At 53.5% G+C, this 24,673-nt stretch carries 21 protein-coding genes; 8 read left to right on the top strand and 13 right to left on the bottom strand.

All coding sequences use genetic code 11. The features are described from left to right. Positions 1-50: 50 nt before the first annotated feature. On the top strand, positions 51-1,403 hold the full coding sequence (gene rhlE, locus AC5JPW_RS06985) for an ATP-dependent RNA helicase RhlE (RefSeq protein ID WP_494239164.1): 1,353 nt from the start codon (positions 51-53) through the stop codon (positions 1,401-1,403). Between the two features lie 178 nt (positions 1,404-1,581). Continuing rightward, entirely contained in the window at positions 1,582-2,040 is a 459-nt protein-coding gene (gene tnpA, locus AC5JPW_RS06980; RefSeq protein WP_494238354.1) for an IS200/IS605 family transposase, read from the top strand. Positions 2,041-2,163: 123 nt separating this feature from the next. Here tnpA and AC5JPW_RS06975 read toward each other — a convergent pair whose 3' ends face one another. The 5 genes from AC5JPW_RS06975 to licT all read right to left on the bottom strand — a co-directional run bounded on the left by AC5JPW_RS06975 (position 2,164) and on the right by licT (position 8,913). After that, complete coding sequence (locus tag AC5JPW_RS06975) at positions 2,164-3,123, bottom strand: alpha/beta hydrolase (protein ID WP_494241153.1); 960 nt, start codon at positions 3,121-3,123, stop codon at positions 2,164-2,166. A 63-nt stretch (positions 3,124-3,186) separates the two neighbouring features. Next, complete coding sequence (locus tag AC5JPW_RS06970) at positions 3,187-4,578, bottom strand: glycoside hydrolase family 1 protein (protein WP_494239162.1); 1,392 nt, start codon at positions 4,576-4,578, stop codon at positions 3,187-3,189. Positions 4,579-4,587: 9 nt separating this feature from the next. Beyond that, complete coding sequence (locus AC5JPW_RS06965; protein WP_494239161.1) at positions 4,588-6,060, bottom strand: glycoside hydrolase family 1 protein; 1,473 nt, start codon at positions 6,058-6,060, stop codon at positions 4,588-4,590. 11 nt (positions 6,061-6,071) lie between these two features. Beyond that, positions 6,072-7,913: a beta-glucoside-specific PTS transporter subunit IIABC gene (locus tag AC5JPW_RS06960; protein WP_494239159.1), complete on the bottom strand. Its 1,842-nt coding sequence runs from the start codon at positions 7,911-7,913 to the stop codon at positions 6,072-6,074. Positions 7,914-8,058: 145 nt separating this feature from the next. Then, entirely contained in the window at positions 8,059-8,913 is an 855-nt protein-coding gene (gene licT, locus AC5JPW_RS06955) for a BglG family transcription antiterminator LicT (protein ID WP_494239157.1), read from the bottom strand. Positions 8,914-9,210: 297 nt separating this feature from the next. Here licT and AC5JPW_RS06950 point away from each other — a divergent pair, with 297 nt between their 5' ends. The 5 genes from AC5JPW_RS06950 to ybiB all read left to right on the top strand — a co-directional run bounded on the left by AC5JPW_RS06950 (position 9,211) and on the right by ybiB (position 16,261). Beyond that, positions 9,211-9,945: a GntR family transcriptional regulator gene (locus AC5JPW_RS06950; protein ID WP_494239156.1), complete on the top strand. Its 735-nt coding sequence runs from the start codon at positions 9,211-9,213 to the stop codon at positions 9,943-9,945. A gap of 120 nt (positions 9,946-10,065) precedes the next feature. Beyond that, positions 10,066-11,673, top strand: coding sequence for a PTS transporter subunit EIIC (locus AC5JPW_RS06945; RefSeq protein WP_494239154.1), 1,608 nt, complete (start codon positions 10,066-10,068; stop codon positions 11,671-11,673). Positions 11,674-11,686: 13 nt separating this feature from the next. Then, positions 11,687-13,009, top strand: a complete 1,323-nt coding sequence (locus tag AC5JPW_RS06940) for a 6-phospho-alpha-glucosidase (RefSeq protein WP_494239152.1) — start codon at positions 11,687-11,689, stop codon at positions 13,007-13,009. Positions 13,010-13,131: 122 nt separating this feature from the next. Beyond that, a complete protein-coding gene (gene dinG / locus AC5JPW_RS06935) occupies positions 13,132-15,273 on the top strand; it encodes an ATP-dependent DNA helicase DinG (protein WP_494239150.1) in 2,142 nt (713 codons plus the stop codon). Between the two features lie 25 nt (positions 15,274-15,298). Next, positions 15,299-16,261 (top strand): DNA-binding protein YbiB, encoded by a 963-nt coding sequence (gene ybiB / locus AC5JPW_RS06930; protein ID WP_494239148.1) that lies wholly within the window; start codon positions 15,299-15,301, stop codon positions 16,259-16,261. Between the two features lie 122 nt (positions 16,262-16,383). On the opposite strand, the gene ybiJ is transcribed toward ybiB, so the two are convergent. The 3 genes from ybiJ to AC5JPW_RS06915 form a co-directional block, all read right to left on the bottom strand. Further along, positions 16,384-16,644, bottom strand: a complete 261-nt coding sequence (gene ybiJ / locus AC5JPW_RS06925; RefSeq protein ID WP_494239147.1) for a DUF1471 family protein YbiJ — start codon at positions 16,642-16,644, stop codon at positions 16,384-16,386. A 285-nt stretch (positions 16,645-16,929) separates the two neighbouring features. Further along, positions 16,930-17,196 carry a DksA/TraR family C4-type zinc finger protein gene (locus tag AC5JPW_RS06920; RefSeq protein WP_494239146.1) on the bottom strand — a complete coding sequence of 89 codons (267 nt, stop codon included), beginning with the start codon at positions 17,194-17,196 and terminating at the stop codon, positions 16,930-16,932. A 119-nt stretch (positions 17,197-17,315) separates the two neighbouring features. Beyond that, entirely contained in the window at positions 17,316-17,930 is a 615-nt protein-coding gene (locus tag AC5JPW_RS06915) for a flavin reductase family protein (protein ID WP_494239145.1), read from the bottom strand. Positions 17,931-18,024: 94 nt separating this feature from the next. Here AC5JPW_RS06915 and rlmF point away from each other — a divergent pair, with 94 nt between their 5' ends. After that, positions 18,025-18,960, top strand: a complete 936-nt coding sequence (gene rlmF, locus AC5JPW_RS06910) for a 23S rRNA (adenine(1618)-N(6))-methyltransferase RlmF (RefSeq protein WP_494239144.1) — start codon at positions 18,025-18,027, stop codon at positions 18,958-18,960. A 3-nt stretch (positions 18,961-18,963) separates the two neighbouring features. On the opposite strand, the gene ybiO is transcribed toward rlmF, so the two are convergent. The 5 genes from ybiO to dps all read right to left on the bottom strand — a co-directional run bounded on the left by ybiO (position 18,964) and on the right by dps (position 24,461). Further along, entirely contained in the window at positions 18,964-21,198 is a 2,235-nt protein-coding gene (ybiO, locus tag AC5JPW_RS06905; RefSeq protein ID WP_494239143.1) for a mechanosensitive channel protein, read from the bottom strand. 135 nt (positions 21,199-21,333) lie between these two features. Further along, positions 21,334-22,056 carry a glutamine ABC transporter ATP-binding protein GlnQ gene (gene glnQ / locus AC5JPW_RS06900; protein ID WP_494239141.1) on the bottom strand — a complete coding sequence of 241 codons (723 nt, stop codon included), beginning with the start codon at positions 22,054-22,056 and terminating at the stop codon, positions 21,334-21,336. Further along, the gene (gene glnP, locus AC5JPW_RS06895) at positions 22,053-22,712 is read right to left on the bottom strand and encodes a glutamine ABC transporter permease GlnP (protein WP_437431002.1); all 660 of its coding nucleotides are present in this window, start codon (positions 22,710-22,712) and stop codon (positions 22,053-22,055) included. Before glnP ends, glnQ begins: the two co-directional genes overlap by 4 nt. Before the next feature lie 137 nt (positions 22,713-22,849). Further along, on the bottom strand, positions 22,850-23,593 hold the full coding sequence (gene glnH, locus AC5JPW_RS06890; protein WP_494239139.1) for a glutamine ABC transporter substrate-binding protein GlnH: 744 nt from the start codon (positions 23,591-23,593) through the stop codon (positions 22,850-22,852). Positions 23,594-23,957: 364 nt separating this feature from the next. Beyond that, a complete protein-coding gene (gene dps, locus AC5JPW_RS06885; RefSeq protein ID WP_494239138.1) occupies positions 23,958-24,461 on the bottom strand; it encodes a DNA starvation/stationary phase protection protein Dps in 504 nt (167 codons plus the stop codon). Positions 24,462-24,673: the final 212 nt, after the last annotated feature.

The following is a 24,673-nucleotide window of genomic DNA, read 5'->3' as shown; positions in this document are numbered from 1 at the left end:
TATCTCCTCGAAAACTACACCTGTTATGGTCGGGGCGGTGCGGAGTTGTTATGTCTTTTGATTCCCTTGGCCTTATCCCGGAAATTCTGCGTGCAGTTGAAGAGCAGGGCTACCGTGAGCCAACCCCTATCCAGCAGCAGGCCATTCCTGCCGTCATGAAAGGTCGCGACCTGATGGCGAGCGCCCAGACCGGTACCGGGAAAACCGCTGGTTTTACCCTGCCGCTGCTGCAACGCCTGGTTGAGAAAGAGCCCCATGCAAAAGGCCGTCGCCCTGTTCGTGCGTTGATCCTGACCCCGACCCGGGAACTGGCTGCTCAAATCGGCGAAAACGTCCGTGATTACAGCAAATATCTGAACCTGCGCTCGCTGGTGGTTTTCGGCGGCGTGAGCATTAACCCGCAAATGATGAAACTGCGCAGCGGTGTCGATATCCTCGTCGCCACGCCGGGCCGTTTGCTGGATTTAGAACACCAGAACGCCGTCAAACTGGACAGCGTTGAGATCCTGGTACTGGATGAAGCCGACCGCATGCTGGACATGGGCTTCATTCACGATATTCGCCGTGTGCTGGCAAAACTGCCGGTGCGCCGTCAGAACCTGCTGTTCTCCGCGACCTTCTCGGATGACATCAAAGGTCTGGCTGAAAAGCTGCTGCACAACCCGCTGGAAATTGAAGTGGCGCGCCGTAACACCGCTTCTGAGCAGGTCACACAGCATGTGCACATGGTCGACAAGAAACGTAAGCGCGAGTTGCTCTCCCAGATGATCGGTGAAGGCAACTGGCAGCAGGTGCTGGTCTTTACCCGTACCAAACACGGTGCAAACCACCTGGCTGAACAGTTGAACAAAGACGGCATTCGCAGCGCTGCTATCCACGGTAATAAAAGCCAGGGTGCGCGTACCCGTGCGCTTGCCGATTTTAAATCTGGCGACATTCGCGTGCTGGTGGCAACCGACATCGCGGCCCGTGGTCTGGACATCGAAGAGCTGCCGCATGTGGTGAACTTCGAACTGCCGAACGTGCCGGAAGATTACGTGCACCGTATTGGCCGTACCGGTCGTGCTGCGGCAACCGGTGAAGCGCTGTCGCTGGTCTGCGTTGATGAACTTAAATTGCTGCGTGATATTGAGCGTCTGCTGAAAAAAGAGATCCCGCGTATTGCCCTGCCGGGTTATGAGCCGGATCCGTCTATCAAGGCAGAGCCGATTGTGAACGGTCGTCAGAACCAGGGACGCGGTGGACGCGGTCAGGGCGGCGGCGGTCGCGGTCAACAACAGCCGCGTCGTAACGACGGTGGCGCACCGAAGTCCGGCGCAAAACCGGCCCGCTCTCAGGACGGTAAACCTGCGGGAGAAAAACCGCGCCGTCCTCGCCCGCGTAAGCCAGCGGCGAGCGCCTGATAAAAAGCCCTGCCAGCGTGCAGGGCTTTTTGTTGTCTATAGAAAACCCCCAGCTAGGCTGGGGGTTCAGTAAAGCTTTCAGCTTTGAGCCGGATATAAAAACCCCTTTTGATTTGTTAAAACATCTTTGCGGTCTGGCAACTGCAAAAGTTAAACAAGAAATCAAAAGGGGGTCCCAATGGGGGACGAAAAGAGCTTAGCGCACACCCGATGGAACTGTAAATATCACATAGTCTTTGCGCCCAAATACCGCCGACAGGTGTTTTATGGGGAGAAACGCAGAGCAATAGGCGGCATATTAAGAAAGCTATGTGAATGGAAAAACGTCCATATTCTAGAAGCAGAATGCTGTACGGATCACATTCATATGCTTCTGGAAATCCCACCGAAGATGAGTGTGTCGGGGTTCATGGGGTATCTGAAAGGCAAAAGCAGTCTGATGCTTTATGAGCAGTTTGGGGATTTGAAATTCAAGTACAGAAACAGGGAGTTCTGGTGCCGTGGGTACTACGTAGACACGGTGGGTAAGAACACGGCAAAGATACAGGAATACATAAAGCACCAGCTTGAAGAGGATAAGATGGGGGAGCAGTTATCGATCCCTTATCCGGGCAGCCCGTTTACGGGCCGTAAGTAGCGAAGTCTGATGCAAATGTCAGATCGTATGCGCCTGTTAGGGCGCGGCTGGTAACAGAGCCTTATAGGCGCATTTGAAAAACCTCCGGCTATGCCGGAGGATATTTATTTCTGGGGATAAAGCTTACCCCTGCGTCGGCCTGAATTGCGACAGCCACGCCTGACGCTGCTCGCGAGCCTGGGCGGCTACCTTCGCCTGCGGATCTGAGTTAAACCCGTGATACGCCCCCGGCCAGATTGCCATCTCTACGGCAACGCCCGCACGAATCAACCCTTGCGCAAAGCGAAGGTTCTCATCAAGGAACAGATCCAGCGTGCCAACACCGAGCCAGGTCGGTGGCAGACGACTCAGATCCGTTGCCCGACCCGGCGCTGCATACGGGGAGACATTCTCAGACCCCGGCTCGCAACCCAGCAGGGACATCCAGCCGAAGCGGTTGTATTCCCGCGTCCAGACGAACTCGCCGGTCACCGGGTTAGGGTTCTCTTCCGTCACCGTACGATCGTCGAGCATCGGGAACATCAGGTTCTGAAAGGCAATCGCTGGGCCATTGCGATCGCGGGCCAGTAGTGCCAGCGAGGCGGCGAGCCCTGCTCCTGCGCTGTCGCCCATCAGACCGATGTGGCCCGGGTGGATACCCAGCGTTGCAGCGTTCTCTGTCATCCACACCAGCGCGCTATAGCAATCTTCCAGCGAGCCAGGAAACACGGTTTCCGGGGCAAGCCGATAATCCACAGAAACAATCACACAGTCGTGTTGAAGTGCGGTGATACCGGTCAGTGAGAGTGATTGCTCGGGGCTACCCAGCAGATGGCCGCCGCCGTGAATATGCAAAATGCCCATTCTGTTCTGCCCCGCGGTTTTGGGGGTAATGACACAGACTCTGACGGCAGGAAGTTCGGGCGAGGTGATAAGGTGTTCTTCCACCGATAACCCGGTGTCCCGGAAAGCCTGCAGGTTAGCCAGTGCGGCCTGCTGGCGCTGTTGGCGAAGCGCGACGAGGGCGTCTTGTGTCAGGGGGAGGGTGCTGCTGTCTGCCAGTGCCGGGCGTAACTCAGGGTCGACCAAATTCCATGTGTTCATCATGTAGCCTTGTCTGTCTCGGTAAACGTCTCGGAGCGGGAAATCTCCCGCTCCGCCATTACCTTACAGTGATTCGCCGTTACTGGCGATAACCTGTTTATACCAGTCAAAGCTGCGTTTTTTACTGCGTTTCAGGCTGCCTTTCCCATCGTTGTCTTTATCAACATAGATAAAGCCATAACGCTTTTTCATCTCGCCGGTTCCGGCGCTGACGATATCAATCGGCCCCCACCAGGTGTAACCCATGATGTCGCAGCCATCGGCCACGGCTTCCGCCATCTCGTGGATGTGCTGACGACCATAATCAATACGCGCGGTGTCGTTGATCACGCCATTTTCATCCGGCTCATCCACGCCGCCGTAGCCGTTTTCGACGATAAACAGCGGCTTACGGTAGCGATCCGCCAGCTCGTTACAGACGATACGGAACCCTTTGGCGTCAATCGGCCAGCCCCAGGCGGTTTTTTCCAGGTACGGGTTGTCCTGGCCGACAGTGCCGCCGGTGTCCACACGGAATTCGCCGCCTGCCTGATGCAGCACGCTGCGGTAGTAACTAAAGCCGAGATAATCGGAGGGATAGTCAGCAATCAGCGCCAGGTCGCCCTCTTCTATTGCCAGCTCAATGTTCTGCTCGCGGAACAGACGCGGCGTCCACGCCGGATAAACACCGAGCATCATCACGTCGGAGTAGAACAGCGAGCGGCGACGCAGTTGCATGGTTGAGAAGATATCTTCAGGATTGCAGGTGGCCGGGTAGACGGTACTCAGCGACAGCATGCAGCCAATTTTTGCCTCCGGGATAATCTCATGGCACAGCTTGTTGGCCAGCGCGTTGGCGACGAACTGGTGATGGTTCGCCTGGTACAGCTCCTGCGGTGTAGAACTCGGGTCTACGGCACCAGTGGCAAACGGCATACGGTTCATGTTGTTCAGCTCGTTGAAGGTCATCCAGTATTTGACCTTCTCGCGATAACGTTTGAACACCACCTCGCAGTAGCGGGTAAAGAAATCCACCAGCTTGCGGTTTTTCCAGCCGCCATACTCCTGATACAGCGCCAGCGGTGTCTCATAGTGGGAGAGGGTGATCACCGGCTCGATGCCGTATTTCAGCAGTTCATCAAACAGGTCGTCGTAGAATTTCAGCCCGGCTTCGTTAGGCGTGGCCTCGTCGCCACGCGGGAAGATACGTGTCCAGCCGATAGAGGTACGGAAGCATTTGAAGCCCATTTCGGCGAACAGCGCCACGTCTTCTTTGTAGTGGTGATAGAAATCGACCGCTTCGTGGCTGGCGTAATATTTGCTCGGGTCGATAACCGCATCATGCTTACCGGACGCAATACCACCGCGTACCACATCAGAGATGGATGGCCCTTTACCGTCAACGTTCCATGCACCTTCCGCCTGGTTGGCGGCAATTGCGCCGCCCCATAAGAAATCTTTCGGGAAAACAGACATATCCACTCCTTAATCCGTTAAATCTTCGCCATTGGACGCGATCACTTTTTTGTACCAGTGGTAGCTCTTTTTCAAAGAACGCTTTTGGGTGCCGTTGCCCATGTCATCCTGGTCGACATAGATAAACCCGTAGCGTTTAGAGATTTGCGCTGTGCCCGCGCTCACCACGTCAATCGGCCCCCACCAGGTGTAACCAAACAGATCCACGCCGTCGGCCAGCGCTTCCTGCATCTGTTCGATGTGCAGGCGCAGGTACTCGATGCGGTAATCGTCATGGATGGAGCCATCCGGGTTCACCGTGTCCACCGCGCCAAGGCCGTTTTCGGCAATAAACAGCGGTTTCTGGTAGCGGTCATACAGTTGATTCAGCGCCAGCCGTAGCCCTTTCGGGTCAATCTGCCAGCCCCACTGGCTGGTCGGTAGGTGCGGGTTACGAATGCCGCCGGTGATCAGGTTGCCTTCCGCCCCTTCCAGTTTTTCCGGGTGTGCGCTGACGGTACTGGACATGTAATAACTGAACGACACAAAATCCACCGGGTGCTGACGCAGGATCTCATCGTCGCCCACCACTTTTTGCAGCGTGACGCCTTTTTCCGCCAGCATGCGGTCAGTGTAAGCCGGGTAGTAGCCGTGGGCCTGGACATCGCTGAAGAACAGCGACACGCGTTGCATCTCTTCGCAGGCCTGCAAATCGTCCGGATGACAGGTGTGCGGGTAGAGCATCTGGTAGCTGATCATGCAGCCCACTTTAGAGCCAGGAATGATCGCGTGGCAGGCTTTGGTGGCCAGTGCGCTGGCGACAAACTGGTGGTGTGCACCCTGGTATTTATCCTGCTCCAGATGCGGGTTGTCCTCTTCAATCACCCCGACGCTGACGTACGGATGGTGCTTCACGCAGTTGATCTCGTTGAAGGTCATCCAGTACTTCACTTTTTTGCGATAGCGGGTGAAGCAAGTGGTGGCAAAGCGCACGTAAAAATCCACCACTTTGCGGTTCGGCCAGCCGTCGTAATCGGTCACCAGCGCCAGCGGCATTTCGTAGTGGGAGAGCGACACAATCGGTTCAATGCCGTGTGACAGAAGAGCGTCAAACACCTCGTCGTAGAACTTCAGCCCGGCTTCATTTGGCTCGCTTTCATCTCCGCGCGGGAAAATACGCGTCCAGGCGATCGACATGCGGAAACACTTAAAACCCATGCCAGCAAAGAGGGCGATATCCTCTTTAAAGTGGTGGTAGAAGTCGTTGCCTTTGCGTTTCGGATAATACTTCGTACTGTTCGGATCCTGCGCTTCACGCACCTGCGCGTGGGTCATTCCCAGCCATTGGTCGAGCCAGCGCTCTTTCGGGGTGTTGATGTCAAAGGTATAGACATCCGACACGGACAGCCCCTTGCCGTCGACATTCCACGCCCCTTCAAGCTGGTTTGCCGCCGTTGCACCACCCCACAAAAACCCTTCCGGAAATGATTTAGAAAATGTCATGCGCTTACTCCTCATGCCGCTGATGCGGTCAGTGTCAGAAATTCGTCGCGGCTGGCGACATCGCCATTCGCTTTTACCGGGCTGATATCACCGTAACGTTCGCTGTTGGTCACCACCAGGATGACGCTCGGGTCAATGCCCTCGGCCTGTAGTGCATTGAGATCGAAGGTCACCAGCAGGTCGCCCACTTCAATAAATTGTCCGGCCTCGATATGGCTGGTGAAGTGCCTGCCGCCCAGCCTGACGGTGTCGATGCCGATATGAATCAGGATTTCCGCCCCGGTGTCGCTTTGCAGCGCCAGTGCGTGGTGGGTTTCGAACACCGATTCCACCTTGCCGTTGATGGGTGAACGCAGTTCGCCGGTGGTGGGATAAATCGCCAGCCCTTTGCCAAAAATCTCATCGGCAAAGACCGGATCGCTAAGGGTGTTCAGGGCTTTTAACTCGCCGCTTACCGGAGCAAACAACTTCTCTTCTGATTGAGCGATGGGCATCGGACTGACGCCCGCGACCACCGGTTGGGCGGCTTCTTCAAAGCCGAGGATCACGGTGATGATGGCGGCACCGACAAACGAGATGGCGATACTGACCAGTGCCCATAAGAAGGTGGGGCCGACCAGACCCGGGATCCCCGGCAGGCCGCTTAAGGCGAAGGCGTAGGTTTTTACTCCCATTGCCATGGCGAACGCACCGCCGCAGGCGCCGCCAATCAAGGCTGCCGCAAACGGGCGTTTATAGCGAATGTTGACCCCGTACATCGCCGGTTCGGTAATCCCCATCGCGGCGCTGAAGCTGGTAGTGAGCGCCAGCGATTTAAGCTTTTTGTCGCGAGCACGCAGGAAGACACCAAACGCGGCACCGGCCTGCCCAAGGTTGGCGATGTAGAAGAGGATCTTAATCGGGTCGAAGCCCATGGTGCTGATGTTGTTGATCATGATCGGCACGATCACGTAGTGCATGCCGGTAATGATGATCAGCGACAATGTGCCGCCCACCACCACACCTGCCACGATCCCCATGTTTTCCACCATCCAGATAATGCCGCCCGAGAGCGCATTACCGGCATAAATCCCCACCGGACCGATGGCGATAAGGGTGATGGGCGTGACGATAAGCAGACACAGGAGCGGTACAAACATGGTTTTCAGCGGGCCAGGCATGAAGCGGTCAACGATGCGCTCCACATGACTGAGCAGCCACACGGCGAGCAGAATCGGGATGACCGTCGAGGCGTAGTTGACGGTCGGGACCGGTAAGCCGATAAAATTGACCGGACCGCCGGCCTTAAACAACGTCTGGATCGCCGGGTGAAAGAGCACCGCAGTCAGTGCGACCGCCACATAGGGGTTGGCACCAAACTTCCTCGCCGCACTAAACGCCAGCGCGAAGGGCAGGAAGTAAAAGATCCCGTCACTGACGGCCAGCAGAATCTGATACGTCTGGTTGGTGGTATCCGCCCACTTCATTGCCACCAGCAGTGCCAGCAGGCCTTTTAGAATACCGGCTCCGGCAATGGCAGGGATGACAGGGGAGAATATGCTCGACAGCCCTTCCAGTATCACCGACACAGGGTTACGTCGTCGGGTCGGGCGGGCGGCGTTGTCCAGTTCAGGTAACTGAGCGAGAAGGGCCTTGCATAAGGGTTCGACGTCATTGCCAATAATGAGCTGGAACTGATCGCCGGAGATATTGACGCCCATAACGCCATCAAGCGCTTCGAGGGCAGCACGGTCAGCCTTGTCGTTGTCTTTAAGCAAAAAACGCAGGCGGGTAATGCAGTGAAACAGTGAGAGTACGTTCTCTTTGCCGCCAATCTTGTCGAGGATCTGGCGAGCGGTGTCCTGATAATTCATAAAAAATTCCTCCAGACTGAAGCCAAAAACCGACTTCATCCACAATGACCGGCGTTAGCCGGGATCTTGTTTCCTCTGGGGTTTGCCTGATCTAACAGTAACAAGCCTGGATGGAATAACGATATATTTCAGACATCCTGACGCGTTAAACTTTTCCTGCGTCGGGCGCCGTCCGCTGCACAATATTTTCAATATGCACCGTCAGGTAGAGCTTTTCCGAGTTGCTCATGGTGTGGTGATAATTCTTGCTGACAAACTCATTCATTGCTTCAACGCATTTCAGCGTGGCCTGATAGCGCCGCTGCACGAGTGCAAAGAACTCTTCATCATCATTATTTAACACCACCCCATCAATCACCCGTTGGGCAAAGAACTTAAGATGAGTAATAAACCGCTGGTAATTCAGACTATGCTCATCAAGGGGAATATTAAAAAAGTACTTAACAATGTTTTGTAACTGATAAATAAGCCGTGTAATTTGCGCGGTCTTTCCCATGGTGTCATTGAGCCCGGCATTCACAATATGCAAAGCGATGCTGCAGGCTTCACTGTCGGGTAATAACGTACCGGTGCGGGCAACAATCATGCCCAGCGCCTGGCGACCAATGGCATACTCAGCAGTGTAAAAATGGCGGACTTCCCACTCCAGTGGATTGGGTAAAATTTCATTGTTTTGTTGACGTTGCAAAGCAAAATGCAGGTGATCGGCGAGAGTCACATAAAGCCCTTCGCTCAGCTTGTGCTTCAGCACGCTACGGGCATGGGTGATGATATCGGCAGTAATCTGCAAAATATCCATCGGCACTTCGCTGACCAGATCTTTAAAACGGGCAGAAACTTGCGAATCTTCCAGACGGAATATTTTATCAATGGCATCGCGGTTGATGCTGGCACCGTTTTGGGTATTAAAGCCCAACCCACGGCCGGTTAAAATAACCTCCAGGCCATCTTCATCCACTGCGCTGACAACATTATTATTTAATATTTGTTTGACCAGCATCGCCAACTCCTGAAAACAAAAACGGGCAAGACGTAAATACAGCTACGGGCGGATTTTGCCCTTCAGTCTGCATTTAGGTTTTGCCCGATAGTCGGTAACAAGCGTAATGCAGTTAAAACCTAGCACTGCGAAAAAAAATATTCAATGCGACAAAAGGACTTGAGTAAATTCGTATGCCAAATTGTGATCGGGTTTGCGAAACCATGTGGGGAGACTGAAAACCGCACGCGATGGACAAACGTTGTCACTTTGCGCGGCTATCGCTACCATACCGGGATGAAAGAGGGAGTTGCGCCAATGATCGACAAACATTCCACCGTGCCAGTCTATTTACAGCTTGAACAGTATCTTACCGGGAAAATTGCCGCCGGTTCACTTAAGCCTGGCGATGTGATTCCCTCTGAAAACGAGCTGTGCCAGCAGTTTGCGATTTCCCGCATGACGGCGCGTAAAGCGGTGGATTACCTGGTGCGCCAGGGTAAGGTGGAACGTCGTCGGGGGCAGGGGACCTTTGTGGTGCAGTCGGGCAAAAACGTCCGTATCTCTCTGCCGCTGGACCGTCATCTCTCCTCAAGTGAAGCAACGCTTGGGCTTGATGAACCCGTCGTGAATCGCCTGATTTGCCTGTTCCGCCAGCCCGCATCTCAAGAGATCGCGGAGAAGCTGCGACTCTCGCCAGGCAGCGACGTGTGGTTTATGCAGCGCTTGCGTCTGGTGGGTGACATTCCGTTTGTTTTTGAGCAATCGTGGATGGTCACGCATCCCTTTGAGGATCTCAGCGAGGCGGATCTTAATCGCTCTAAATATGCCTACGTCAGCCGCAAAGGATTCACCGTCGAGCGTTCCGAGAAAGAGATCCGCGCTGAACTGCCGTCGCAAAACGTGCGCGATATGCTGGGTATTAACCGTGATGAACCCGTTCTGCATGCCACCTCCATCGCCTTTCTGCGCGAAGATATCCCTTTTGAGATCTCAGAGATCTACTACAACCAACAGCACTATCGCTTCACCCTGACGGCTGCCCGTCCTTGATCCGAAAAGAGCCAACTTTGTGATCGCTGCCGCGTTTTAAATTTAGTGGGCTAGACAACTATACATTCATCCTGGCTATACTCAGCCCATGTTCAGCCAGTACCCAACAGGAAAATAACAATGAGTCGGACGGGTGAGTTTCTTCAGGATTTAGGAAAGGCATTGATGATGCCGATTTCCGTGATCGCAGCAGCGGGGATCTTCCTCGGTCTGGCGGCAGCGTTACAGAACCCGGCGATCGTCGGCGAGAGCATTATTCATGCTGAAGTGATGCAGCAGATTATTGGCTTTATTCGCAAAGTGGCAGGAGCGCTGTTTGGTAATCTCCCGTTGCTGTTTGCTATTGCCGCAGCGATAGGACTTGCCCGTGATGAAAAACCCACGGCAGCCCTGGCAGCGGTGATTGGTTTTATTACTTTCCATGTAGGAGTGAATTACAGCTTACTGGCACAAGGCTTAACGCCACAAACCACCTCAGTAGCTGCATTAATTGAAAAAGGTTACAGCCAGGCTGATGCGGTGATGTATTCCGCCGAGTTTGCCAGCACCTTAGGGATATTTTCCTATCAGATGAGCGTGCTCGGTGGGGTTATTTCCGGCCTCGTCACCGTTATTCTGCATAACCGTTTTTATACGATTAAACTCCCGGCGGCCATCGCCTATTTTGGTGGTCGCCGCTTTGTCCCGATTATTACCGTGATTGTGCTGCCGATTGTCGGCGTACTGATGTCACTTATCTGGCCCTATATTGCTAACGCCATTATCCACCTTGGGCAATTCATTGGTGAATCCGGCCCGTTTGGCACCTTCATTTATGCGTTTACCGAACGCATTCTGATCCCGACTGGCTTACATCACATCCTCAATGAAACCGTACGCTTTACCCCGGTTGGCGGCATGGTGCACGTGGATAATGAAAGCGTCATTGGGGCGCTCTCCATCTTTAACTATGCCCTTGCTCACCCTGGTGCGCTGGCAGATGACGTGGTACGTGAAGCGACTCGTTTCCTCGCACAGGGGAAAATCCCGGTCATGATGTTTGGTTTACCCGCCGCGGCGCTGGCGATGTACCGTTGCGCGAAACCGGAGCATAAACAACGTGTTAAAGCCCTGATGCTGGCCGGGGCGCTCGCCTCCTTTACCACCGGCATCACCGAGCCGCTGGAGTTCAGCTTCATCTTTGTCTCCCCCCTGCTGTTTTTATTCCACGCGGTAATGTCCGGCCTCTCTTTTGCCTGCGCGCAGCTGCTGCAGGTGATGATTGGCAATATCCAGGGCGGATTTATCGATTTTATGGTCTTCGGCGTGCTGGGCGGGGCCAAGACGCACTGGTGGTTTGATCTGCTGCTTGGGTGTATTTGGGCGCCGGTCTATTACTTCGCCTTCAAATGGATAATTTTACGCACCCATGCCAGAACGCCGGGTCGTGAAGAAGATGAACCTGTTTCTGCTGCGCGCAGCGACATTATCGAAGGTGACGCCGCAACCGCACAAATTATTGCCGGGCTTGGTGGGCGGGAGAATATCCAGAACGTGGACTGCTGTTTTACCCGCCTGCGCGTGAAAATTAATGACATGCAAAAAGTCGATGAGAAACAGCTTAAGCAGAGTGGGGCGAGTGGATTCGTCCGCGCCACGGAAAACGATATTCAGGTTATTTACGGTCCGCAGGTCGAGAGTATTGCCAGCGCCGTAAAGCAGCACTTACTTGTTCAACAGACGCAATAAGAGAACAGATGATATGAAAACATTTAATATTGTATTAGTCGGTGGCGGTTCCACATGGACACCGGGTTTATTAAAAGCCCTCTGCAAACTTAAAGAGCGTCTGCCGTTAAAAAAACTGGTGATGTTCGATGTCAATGAAGAACGTCAGGCCGTCATTGGCGAATATGCCAAAGTGCTTTTCCGCGAAGAGTATCCGGAGCTGGAATTTGTTTATACCGGGGATGAGAACGTGGCTTTCACCGATATGGATTTCATCTTCTGCCAGATGCGTACCGGTGGCTATGCCATGCGCGAGAAAGATGAAAAAATCCCTCTGAGCCTGGGCGTGATCGGTCAGGAAACCTGTGGTGCGGGCGGATTCGCTTATGGTATGCGTTCAATTCGCGACATGATTGCTTTGGTGGAAAAAGTGCGCGTGCGTTCGCCTCGCGCCTGGATCCTGAACTACACCAACCCGGCGGCGATTGTGGCCGATGCGCTGAATAAACGTTTTCCGGACGATGACCGTATTCTGAACATTTGCGATCAGCCAGTGAACCTGCTGCGTTCCTACGGGCGTCTGTTAAGTCGCGACCCGGCAACCTTCGATCCGGTCTATTTCGGCCTTAACCACTTCGGCTGGTTCACCCATCTGTATGATGAGAACGGTCATGATTTAGCGCCTGAGCTGAAAGCCTATATCGCAAAAAATGGATTTATTCCGGCGGATGCCGAGCAGCGTGACCAGTCCTGGCTCGATACCTATGCCGCCGTTGCCGATATGCTGCACGATTTTCCGGACTACCTGCCCAACACTTATCTGCAATATTACCTCTACCCGGAGTACAAGTTCTCCAAACTGGATCCGAACTTTACCCGTGCCAACGAGGTGATCAACGGCCGTGAAAAACGGGTGTTTGATGAGTGCAGAACCGCGGTAGCTGAAGGGACGACACGTAACGTGCATGTGGTGCACAACGATGCCCACGGCGACATGATCGTTGAGTTGGCGGAAGCCATAGCCTTCAACCTGAAGAAGAAATTTATCGTCATGGTGCCGAACAACGGGCTGGTGGAAAACCTTGATGATGACGTCATGGTGGAACTCACGGCGGAAGTGGGCAGCAACGGTCCACGACCTTATGGCGTGGGGAAAATCCCGACCTTCTACAAAGGGATGATCGAGCAGCAGTTTGCCTACGAGCGTCTGACGGTAGAGGCCTGGTTTGAGGGTTCGTATACCAAGGCGTTGCAGGCACTGACGCTGAATCGCACCATTATTGATGCGAAGAAGGCACGTAAGGTGCTGGATGCGTTGATTGAGGCGAATAAGGATTACTGGCCGGAGCTGAAATAAGCGAACAGGAGCCTGTGGGCTCCTTTTTTCCGAGGCCCTTTCCATAACCGGAAAAAGCATTACCCCTGAAACGCGAAAAATGCCACAATAGTGGCTGTTTATACAGTATTTCAGGTTTATCAATGGCCCTCACCGCTGCGCTTAAAGCGCAAATTGCCGCCTGGTATAAGGCGTTGCAACAACAGATCCCGGATTTTATCCCTCGCGCACCGCAACGGCAGATGATTGCCGATGTGGCAAAAACGCTCGCCGGGGATGAAGGACGGCATCTGGCGATTGAAGCGCCCACCGGCGTCGGCAAGACGCTCTCCTACCTGATTCCCGGTATCGCCATTGCCCGTGAAGAGCAGAAAACGCTGGTGGTCAGCACCGCTAACGTCGCCTTGCAGGACCAGATCTTCAGTAAAGATTTGCCGCTGCTGCGCAAAATTATCCCGGATCTGCGCTTCACTGCCGCCTTTGGTCGTGGCCGCTACGTCTGCCCGCGTAACCTGGCGGCGCTGTCGAGTACCGATCCCACTCAACAGGATCTGCTGGCTTTTCTGGAAGATGAACTGACGCCCAATAACCAGGAAGAACAGAAGCTTTGTGCAAAGCTGAAGGGATCGCTGGATAGCTACAAATGGGACGGTCTGCGCGATCACACCGACCAGCCGATCAGCGACGATCTCTGGCGACGACTGAGCACCGACAAAGCCAGTTGTCTCAACCGTAACTGTCACTACTATCGCGAATGCCCGTTCTTTGTGGCGCGTCGTGAGATTCAGGAAGCGGAAGTGGTGGTGGCGAACCATGCGCTGGTGATGGCGGCGCTGGAGAGCGAAGCTGTCCTGCCCGAGCCTAAAAATCTGTTGCTGGTGCTTGATGAAGGCCACCATTTGCCGGACGTGGCGCGTGATGCGCTGGAAATGAGCGCGGAAATCACCGCCCCCTGGTTTCGCCTGCAACTCGATCTGTTCAGCAAGCTGGTGGCGACCTGCCTGGAGCAGTTTCGGCCGAAAACCACGCCGCCGCTGGCAAACCCCGAACGTTTTAATGCTCACAACGAAGAGTTGTATGAGCTCATTGCCTCGCTGAACAACATTCTTAATCTCTACCTGCCTGCGGGCCAGGAAGCGGAACATCGCTTTACGATGGGCGAACTCCCGGAAGAGGTGATGGTGATTTGCCAGCGTCTGGCAAAACTTACCGAAATGCTGCGTGGGCTGGCGGAGTTGTTCCTCAACGATCTCAGCGAGAAAACCGGTACCCATGACATCGTGCGCCTGCACCGGGTGCTGTTGCAGATGAACCGGGCGCTGGGTATGTTCGAATCCCAAAGTAAACTCTGGCGGTTGGCGTCGATGGCCCAGGCTTCAGGGGCTCCTGTTTCCAAATGGGCGACGCGGGAAGTGCGCGATGGGCAGATACACCTCTTCTTCCACTGTGTGGGGATCCGCGTTAGCGATCAGCTGGAAAAGCTACTGTGGCGCAGCGTGCCGCACATTGTTGTTACCTCCGCGACCTTGCGTTCCCTGAACAGCTTTTCACGTCTGCAGGAGATGAGCGGCCTCAAAGAGAAAGCCGGCGATCGCTTTGTGGCACTGGATTCTCCCTTTAACCACGTGGAACAGGGCAAAATCGTCATCCCGCAGATGCGCCATGCGCCGCTGATAGAGAACGAAGCGGAACACCTCGCTGAAATGGCGGCTTACTTTCGTGAACAGGTGGAAAGTAAGGTGCATACGGGCATGCTGGTGCTGTTCGCCAGCCAGCGGGCGATGCAGCTCTTTTTGACCTTTGTCACTGACTTACGTCTGCTCCTGCTGGTGCAGGGCGATCAGCCGCGTTATCGACTGGTGGAGTTACACCGTAAACGTATCGACGGGGGAGAGCGCAGCGTGTTGGTCGGGTTACAGTCCTTTGCGGAAGGGCTGGATCTGAAAGGTGACTACCTGACGCAGGTGCATATCCACAAAATCGCCTTCCCCCCCATCGACAGCCCGGTTGTCATTACCGAAGGCGAATGGTTAAAGAGCCTCAATCGTTACCCCTTCGAAGTGCAAAGTTTGCCAAGCGCTTCTTTTACCCTCATCCAGCAGGTCGGACGTTTAATCCGTAGCCACAGCTGCCACGGTGAAGTGGTCATTTATGACAATCGCTTACTGAGTAAAAGCTACGGCAAGCGTCTGCTGAACGCACTGCCTGTGTTTCCTATTTCACAACCCGACGTGCCAGACGTTATAGTGAAGAAACCGAAGCAAAGCCGCCGTAAGCGCCGCTGAAAATGTGAGTCAGTGAGGAGTGTTGATGGATTACCGCAAAATCATTAAAGAGATTGGTCGGGGTAAGAACCACGCCCGCGATCTGGATTTTGACACTGCCCGTGGATTGTATTCCCGGATGTTAAATGGCGATGTCCCGGATCTGGAACTGGGCGGCATTCTGCTGGCCCTGCGTATTAAAGGTGAAGGTGAAGCAGAAATGCTCGGCTTCTATGAGGCTATGCAGCAGCAGACTATTCGCCTGACCCCGCCAGTCGCTAAGCCAATGCCGATTGTTATCCCCACCTACAACGGTGCGCGTAAACAAGCGAACCTGACGCCTCTGCTGGCGATTCTGCTGAATAAGCTCGGTTTTCCGGTTGTTGTGCACGGGGTGAGTGTGGACCCCACCCGCGTGGTCAGTGAGACCATCTTTGCCATGCTTGGCATTGAGGCGACACACCATGCAGGCCAGGCGCAGGCGAAGCTTGAAGGGCACCAGCCGGTCTTTATGCCGGTGAGCGCACTGTGTCCGCCACTGGAAAAACAGCTTTCGCTGCGCTGGGTGATGGGCGTGCGTAACAGCGCGCATACCCTGGCAAAGCTCGCCACGCCGTTTGAGAAAGACGCTGCGTTGCGTCTGTCCAGCGTTTCTCACCCGGAGTATGTGGAGCGCGTAGGCAAATTCTTTGCTGATATTGGCGGTCGCGGTTTGTTGATGCATGGAACGGAAGGTGAGGTGTACGCCAATCCGCAGCGTTGCCCGCAGATCAATCTGATTGATGCCCAGGGTTCCCGCGTGCTGTTTGAGCGTCAGGATATCCCGGTCGATGCCGTGCTGCCGACGGCGAAGGATCCGGAAACCACCGCACGCTGGATTGAACGCTGCCTGGCGGGAAGCGAACCGGTGCCGGAATCGTTGAAAATTGAGATGGCGTGCTGTCTGGTGGCGACCGGAGCGAGCGAATCGCTTGATGCCGGGCTGGCACGAATTGCACAAAGTTTCTGACTAACAGGCAAAAAAAAGCCCGTCTCATCACTGGACGGGCCAAAAAAGGGTAATAACAGCAGGGTCAATGAGGGTGGAGCATCCGTTAGAGGGTTAATCTACGGGGTAAAAATTCATTTCAGTTACTTGTAGATAACAGCGGTGCCGCTCATTTTGTTGCTGTTGTTCGCGGAAGTAATGCTGTAACCCGTTGCGCCAGCGGCAGCAGCTTTCTCAGCCAGTTTTGCTTCCAGACCATCCAGTGTCGTTGCGCCATCAGCAGAAACCACACCGATTTTGTTCATACCCTGAGCTTGAGCCGGGGTAATAGATTCTGCCGCAAAGGCACCGAAGGACAGAGTAGAAAGGGCAATAGCAGCTACAGCATATTTGATGGTTTTCATGGTTAATCTCTCGCAGGTTATTCTGTTAAGGGGACGATGTTCCGTCGATGTGATAAGTATCACGGTTTTTTGTGAGCGAGAAAATCTAAGAGAATTGACGACCTTGTTTAAAAAAATTGAACAAGCAATAAGTCAATGAATTAATTGTGATTTATTCATGCGGATTATATATATTGCCGTTGCGCTATGCAGGACGGAAATTTTAGGCACAGATTGCTACTTTTTAACGGAAAAAGTGTGCGCAACGGCGAAACCGCTTGCGCTGGGTTTGAAGGTAAAGAACAGTCAACGAAGCTGGCTATCTTTCGATCCTCTGCGATTATATCCTGCATGTGTCGAGTTATGTAAATCTTTCTGCTGCTGGCATTGCAAACAGTAACGTACGCCGGGAATCGCTTTACGGCGCGCGTCGGGAATAGGTTCCCCACACTCGGCACACTCCGTCAAACTCTCTCCCTTCGGCAGGTCGTGACGCGCCCTCGCAACCGCATCTTCAATAGTACTGTCGATCTGATCCTGCACTGCACCATCATTAGCCCAACCGGAAGCCATCGCCATCACCTTATTGTTGACCATTCTTAAGATGAATATTTGTGCATTTTTTCGCCATTTCAAGTGGCGCACATAAAAAAGCCCGCGAACGTGGCGGGCGACGTCGTGTTGAAAAAGAATTATCTGTCGTCCGGGCGACGCATATCGAAACGCTGCGCCTCTGTAATGGTGTAATAAGCCGTGGGGCCACCTGCGCGCAAAACCGGCTGTGCTTTGGCTGTTTGATATACGCCGTTTTCCAGCAGTGACTCATCAATATGAATCGCTACCGCTTCACCCAGCACCAGCCAGGTGTCCAGCGTCTCGCCATTAGCTTTGGTCAGTTGAATACACTGGGAGAGACGGCACTCAAAATGTACTGGACTCTCTGCGACACGCGGTGCTTTAACGATGCGGCTGGCAAGCGGTGTCAGTCCGCCGAAGGCAAACTCATCTTCTCCGTGTGGAAGTGAGGCTGAGGTTTCGTTCATTCTCTCAGCCAGCGTGCGGGTCGTCAGGTTCCAGACAAACTCTTTTGTCTCTACAATGTTGCGCACGCTGTCTTTCCAGCCGCTACTGGCAAAGCCAATGATCGGCGGGCGATAATTGAAGCAGTTAAAGAAGCTGTAGGGTGCGAGATTTTGCTGACCGTTGCCGTTTAATGACGATATCCAGCCGATAGGGCGAGGACCAATGATGGCATTCAGCGGGTCGTGTGGCAGGCCGTGGCCCTGAGCGGGTTCATAAAAATACATGGTGAGTGTCCGGGAATGAGAGTTTCTTTAACCTCACTTATTTACCCTGCCGCCGTCAACGGGTATCTTACGCCGCTGCCAACAGGAGAATGCCATGAATGACCAGAAGCCGGGTTTACACCCACGTAACCGCCACCATAGCCGCTATGATCTCGACGCCCTCTGTGAGAAGACGCCGTCCTTGCGTGAATTTATTACCGCTAACCCGGCGGGCGATGCCACGGTCAATTTTGCTGACCCACAGGCGGTCAAAACGCTGAACAAGGCGCTGTTGGCGCATTTTTATGGCGTGAACGAATGGGATATTCCTGCGGGCTTTTTGTGCCCACCGGTCCCGGGACGTGCGGATTATATCCACCATCTGGCCGACCTGCTGGCAGAAAGCAATGAAGGTGTCGTGCCCACACAGGCCAGCGTGCTGGATGTCGGTACCGGTGCAAACTGCATCTATCCGCTGATTGGCGTCCATGAATACGGCTGGCGTTTTACAGGCAGTGAAGTGAATCAGGAAGCGTTGACCAGTGCGCTGGCAATTGTGAACGCCAACCCAGGGTTGACTCGTTCTATTCGCTTGCGTCGCCAGAAAGATGCTGCGCTGATTTTGCCGGGCATCATTCACAAGAATGAATGCTTCGATGCCATTTTGTGTAACCCGCCGTTCCACAGCAGTGCGGAGGCGGCCGCAGAGGGTGGTGAGCGTAAACGCCACAACCTGGGACTGAGCAAAGACAGCGAAGCCAACTTCGGTGGTCAGAAGCAGGAGCTGTGGTGTGAAGGCGGCGAAGTGGCGTTCATCAGCAAAATGATTGATGAGAGCAAACAGTTTGCTCGCCAGGTCCTCTGGTTCAGTTCATTGGTCTCTCGCGGCGATAATTTGCCGCTGCTCTACCGTGCGCTAACGCAGGCCGGTGCAGTGAAAGTAGTGAAAAAAGAGATGGCGCAAGGGCAGAAGCAAAGCCGCTTTATCGCCTGGACCTTTATGGATGATGCCCAGCGCAAGCGCTGGGCGCATACCCGTTTCAAAGGCTAAGTTTTACAACGTCGGCTCAGCAGGCGGCTGTGGTAAAGTCGCCGCATGCGGCTGGCTAACCGGGGCAGGCAGCACCTGATAGGTTTGCACCGGTGGACGCACGTCTGCCAGATCGAAATGTTTCTTCACCATGCTGTCGAGTGCAAAACGCACTGACCACTGCTTCAGCGGCAGCGTGGTGAAGGTCACACGAATGGTAAAAGCGGTGTTAGTCAGTCCAACAATCCCCGCAAACGACGGCGCACCAATAATCAGTCCGCGAATATCCTCCATCTCCATCAGCTCAGCCACGGCATCTGCCAGCGCTTTCTTCGCTTTCTCTGCGTCTTCATGACGGTCCACATCGTAGTTCGCCACCACCGACCCAATGCCGCGCACAAAGTTGGCGAAGGTCGTGATCGAGGACCAGGGAATGATGTGATAGGCCCCGGTATCCTGGCGTACCCCCACCGAGCGTATCGACATACGCTCAACGGTTCCCGTAAGCGGGCCAATGGTCACCAGATCGCCGGTGTTCATGCCGTTTTCAAACTGGATGAAAATCCCGGTGATGATGTCTTTCACCAGCGTTTGCGAACCAAAGGAAATTGCCAGCCCTAGCGCCCCGGCCCCCGCCAGCAGAGGTGCGATATTGACGCCAATCTCCGACAACACAATCATGATAGTTATTGTACTGATGATCACCGCCAGTGCGTTGCGAAACAGCGTCAGCAGCGTACGTGTGCGAGCGCTGGGCAGCGAGCGACCATGAATATCCAGCGCCAGACGGTTCTCAATGATGCTCGCCAGCAGCGTCCAGCCTACCGCCGAGAAGAAGAGGATCAGGGCGATGCGGATGAGAATATCGACTGCCTTTTCTCCTGCACCGTAGGTCAGCCAGTACCAGAAATCGAACAATCCCCAGGCGTTAAGCAGCAGCAGTACCGTGGCGCAAACCACAAGAATGCGTGCGACCTTCAGTGAAGTAGAGAGCCAGCCGTTAAGCCGCTTTTGTAGCTCCGGGTAATTACGTTGCGTTTCCGGTGACAGCGTGATGGTCTTATTGATCCAGCGTGACAACATGCCGGAGAGAAACGCGGCGATGCTCAGGATAGCCAGACTACTGACTGACGCCCCCATCATAAATTTCAGGCTGTTACCCGGGTCGAACAACGAGAAGAAGAACAACACGATGAAGTAGGCACTGGCGAGCCAGTGCCACACAAGGGCGAAAGCGCGGATAAACAGGCTGAAGAAGGCCAGGGAGCGGTCAGCAAGGGTATGCAGGTTCTGCTGAATCACCTTCTTGTTATGGAAGATGAGGTACAGCGCCCAGACGGTAATGCACAGCATGATCGCCACGTTCGCCAGTGCGCCAACCTGCACGTTGACCTGATTGGAGATGATGGGTACAGCAACCAGCAGTCCATAGCCAATTAAGCTACTGAGGGCGCTCAGTCGCATGTGCCAGTAGCGCGCTGTCTCATCCGTAATTCTGAACGGGCGCAGCTCAGGAATACGCGGGCAGAAGACCAATCTGAGAATGGCTTTGAAGAACTCGATCAGCGCAAAGGCGTTCAGGAATAAGCTCTGCTGAAAGGCGATGGTAGGGTTGCCGTTATTGAGATTAGCGCTGAGTAACTGCCCGATAAACAGCGTTAGGGCCAGTAGTAACAAGTCAATGATAAAAGCGCCGATGATCATCGACGGGAACTGCAGCCAATTGCTTCTGTCGCGATTTTTATGCCGCCCCCAATGCCCCATTTTGCGATACAGCGGCATCATGCTAAAGCGTACGAGGAACCAGAAGGCGAAGACTAATGCTGCCAGCAGCAAAAAGTAGGTTGCCGCGTTGGAGAAGGTCTGTGAATTAAATGCCTTGTGCGGTGAGCCGGTGATGTTGCGATAAAGCTGGGCAAAGCGCGAGGAGAAGGCCTCCCCGTAATAGCCGCTGACCTCGGTGACTTTTTCCAGTACGGTTTTCTGCTCGGCGATCGCTGGCGGAGTAATGATCGGAACCGGTTCCTGTGGTGGCGTCGTGGCGACTTTACGCAACTGATCGATCAGTTCCTGGCGGGATTGTTCATTATCGAGCACGTCAGCCAGTGCGGCATAAGCGGCTTTTTTCTGCTCGACGTCCGGTTCAGGAGTCGCAGCGGGTGCTGTTGAACTCGTGGCACCTGTGGTGACGCCCGGTATGGTAACGGCTTGTACCGGCGCGCAGAAGAGAGTAACAAGCAGCAGCAGGATCCACGGCACAGCTTCCTCCAATGAAAAACAGTAGCAAAATGATAAGTATAGATGGCAAGCGGGGGAGGGGAGGATTTGGGAAGATTCTGGCGTAAAAAAGCCGGGCGAACCCGGCTTGAGCAGTACGTTGTCGCGTACTGAAAATCAGGAGACGTGTTGCAGGAATTCCTGCAGACGTGGGCTCGGCGGATTTTCGATCAGCGTTTGCGGATTGCCATCTTCAGCAATGCGGCCTTTATCAATAAAGATCAGGCGCGAAGCCACTTTCTCAGCAAAGCCGATTTCGTGGGTAACGATGACCATGGTCATCCCTTCCTCGGCCAGATCCTGCATGACTTTCAGCACTTCATGGCGTAGTTCCGGGTCGAGCGCAGAAGTTGGCTCATCAAACAGCATCATTTTCGGTTTCACTGCCAGCGCACGGGCAATCGCCACGCGCTGCTGCTGACCACCAGAAAGCTCAGAAGGATAGTGATGCGCACGTTCTGCGAGGCCGACTTTTGCCAGCAGTTCTTTCGCCAGTTTTTCGGCATCCGCTTTTTTGGCACCACGTACACGCAGCGGGCCAAACATCACGTTCTCCAGCGCCGTCAGGTGCGGGAACAGATAAAACTGCTGGAACACCATGCCCGCTTCCTGGCGGATAAGGCGGTCATCAACTTTCGGGTCATTGACCTTCAGGCCATCAACAATCAGTTCACCGCTGGTGATGTCTTCGAGTTTGTTGATGCAGCGCAGCAGAGTAGATTTACCCGAGCCGGACGGTCCGATAATCACGACGACTTCGCCCTGCTGGATATTCAGGTCGATATTGTGCAGCACCTGAGTTTGCCCAAAGTGCTTGGAAACATTTTTAAATTCAATCACAGGATTTTCATCCTTCTTTCAAGGCGGCGCAGAACAAAGCTCAGTACCAGGGTAATGATCAGATAGACAACAGCAACGGCGCTCCATATTTCTAGTGCGCGGAAGTTGCCGGCGATGATTTCCTGGCCCTGGCGGGTCAGTTCGGCCACGCCAATCACGATAAACAGCGAGGTATCTTTGATACTGATGATCCATTGGTTACCCAGCGGTGGCAGCATGCGTCGCAGTGCCAGCGGCAGGATCACATGGCGAATGGTTTCGCCTCTGGACAAGCCCAGTGCAAGCCCCGCTTCACGGAAGCCTTTATGGATGGAGAGAACCGCACCACGGGTGATTTCCGCAATGTAGGCGCCCGAGTTGATCATGATGGTGACCACGGCGGCGCTGAAAGGGTCGATACGTAAATCGTTGAATGCCATTGGCAGGGCGAAGTAGATGAACATCACCTGAACAACGATAGGGGTACCGCGGATAACTTCGATAAAGACAAGCGCGATGTGGTTGGCAATCCAACCGCCAAAGGTGCGTGCGAAACCTGCCGCTAAACCAATAATCAGGCCGCCAATTAAGCCAAGGACCGAGATCCATAGCGTCATTTTGGCACCTTCAATCAGAAGCGGAATGGCGGGCCAGATGGCACTCCAGTCAAACTGCATGATGAATTCCTGTAAACCGTGGTGGCGATATACAAACACCCATAGTGCCAGAAGTCTGGCCTACGGGTGATAAACCAGCTTTAGTCTGCCCGATAAGCATAGCGTCAGCGGGCAGACTAATAGCTAAGACAACATTCTTATTTAGGCTCGGTACCGAACCATTTTTTATAGATTTCGTTGTAAGTGCCGTTCTCACGCAGTGTTTTCAGCGCGCCGTTCACTTTGTTACGCAGTTCATCGCTACCTTTAGGGAACGCAATACCGTATTGCTGCGCTTCCAGAGACTCGCCAACCGCTTTGTACTGGCCTTTACCAGCGGTTTTGATGAAGTAAAGAATGTTCGGTGTGTCGTGCAGTACGGCGTCAGCACGGTTGGTGCCCAGTTCCATGTAGGCGTTGTCGATGTTAGGGAACTGACGCAGGTCTTTGGTTTTGATATTCGCTTTAGCGTAATCAACAGAACCGGTGCCGCTCTTCACTGCTACCACTTTACCGTCGAGATCTTTAACGCTTTTTACGTCGTTGTTGCTGGCTTTAACCATTACCAGCAGACCGCTTTTGTAGTAGCCATCAGAGAAGTCGATCGCTTTTTTACGTTCGTCAGTGATGGTGATACCGGCCAGTGCGAGGTCAACGTTTTTGGTCTGCAGCGCAGGGATGATGCCGCTGAAGTCCATTGGCTTCAGGTCGTAATCCAGTTTCAATTCTTTAGCGACAGCAGCCCACAGGTCAACGTCAAAACCGACGTACTTGTCACCTTGTTTGAATTCGAAAGGAACGAATGCGGTGTCAGTCGCGACAACTAATTTTTCTGCGGCCTGGGAAGAAACAGCGAAAGCGAGTGCGAGTGTAGCCAGGGAAAGTTTGAATACAGACTTCATAGTTTTTCCTTTTATATCCACGGGGCAATCCCCTGCGAGAACGTACGCAGTATGAAAAAATCATGCCAGGTTTACAACCCGTTGTTTTGTAAAGAGGCGAGATTCTGAAATAGCACGATAATGGTTGCCTGACAGGTCTTCTGCACCAAATTGGGGCTCTTAATTGGTGCGTGAACATTGCTTGCACACATTCATGGCAATTTAGCGCGGAAAATCACCATTAAACAATCTTTTCATAACAATTTTGTGAAGTGATGATAACAGAGAAGGGGGGTGTTGAGAGGAGGTAAAAAAACTAACGCACCATAAAAGTGCAAACCCTTTTGCGTGGCGCGCAAAAGGGTCATTATGACAGCTTATGGGTTTATTCGATGTTAGATTCGATAAACCACAGGAACTGATCGAGGTCGCGCGATGCAGCAGTGAAAATATCCGCTGTATCTTCGTCTTTCGTTTCGCTAATTGCTTTGCGCACATCGTTAGCCACAACTGCATAACGATCTGCCAGTTCTTTCAGGTGATCCTGCACGCTGTGGATGTCCAGCGGGTAGCTTTTCAGCGCAGTCTTGCTGTTGATAACCTGAGTCGTTCCCAGTGCAACGCCACCTAACTGTACGGCACGTTCTGCCATCGTATCCAGATGATTCACCAGCGCGGTACGGAAGCCATCCAGCATCTCATGAACGGCGATGAAGTTTGCGCCACGCATGTTCCAGTGGGCCTGTTTAGTAATCAGTGACAGGTCAATGAACTGGACCACCTGGCGATTGAGCAACTCGATGGTCGCCTTTTTATCGCTGTCCGATACATCGTTGCGGGTATAAAGCAGATTAGACGCTTTCGTTTTTACCAGTTTAGCGGTACTCATAATCTCATATCCTCTTGATGTTAGTGTCCCAGGTAATGACTGAAACTAAGTATAGCACCAGATTTCAGAGTGATAATTTGAATATACCTATCAGTCCGATAGCATCGGTATTAATTAAGTTTAATCTGAGTTTAAATAATAATTATTATCAAGTTAGAACCTTTCTCATAAATATAAAGCGACACATTAACTGTGGTCTTTTTATATATTGA

Source organism: Phytobacter sp. (assembly GCF_059074235.1).
The sequence above is the reverse complement of the archived record's forward strand: the minus strand, read 5'-3'. Positions and strand labels throughout refer to the sequence as shown.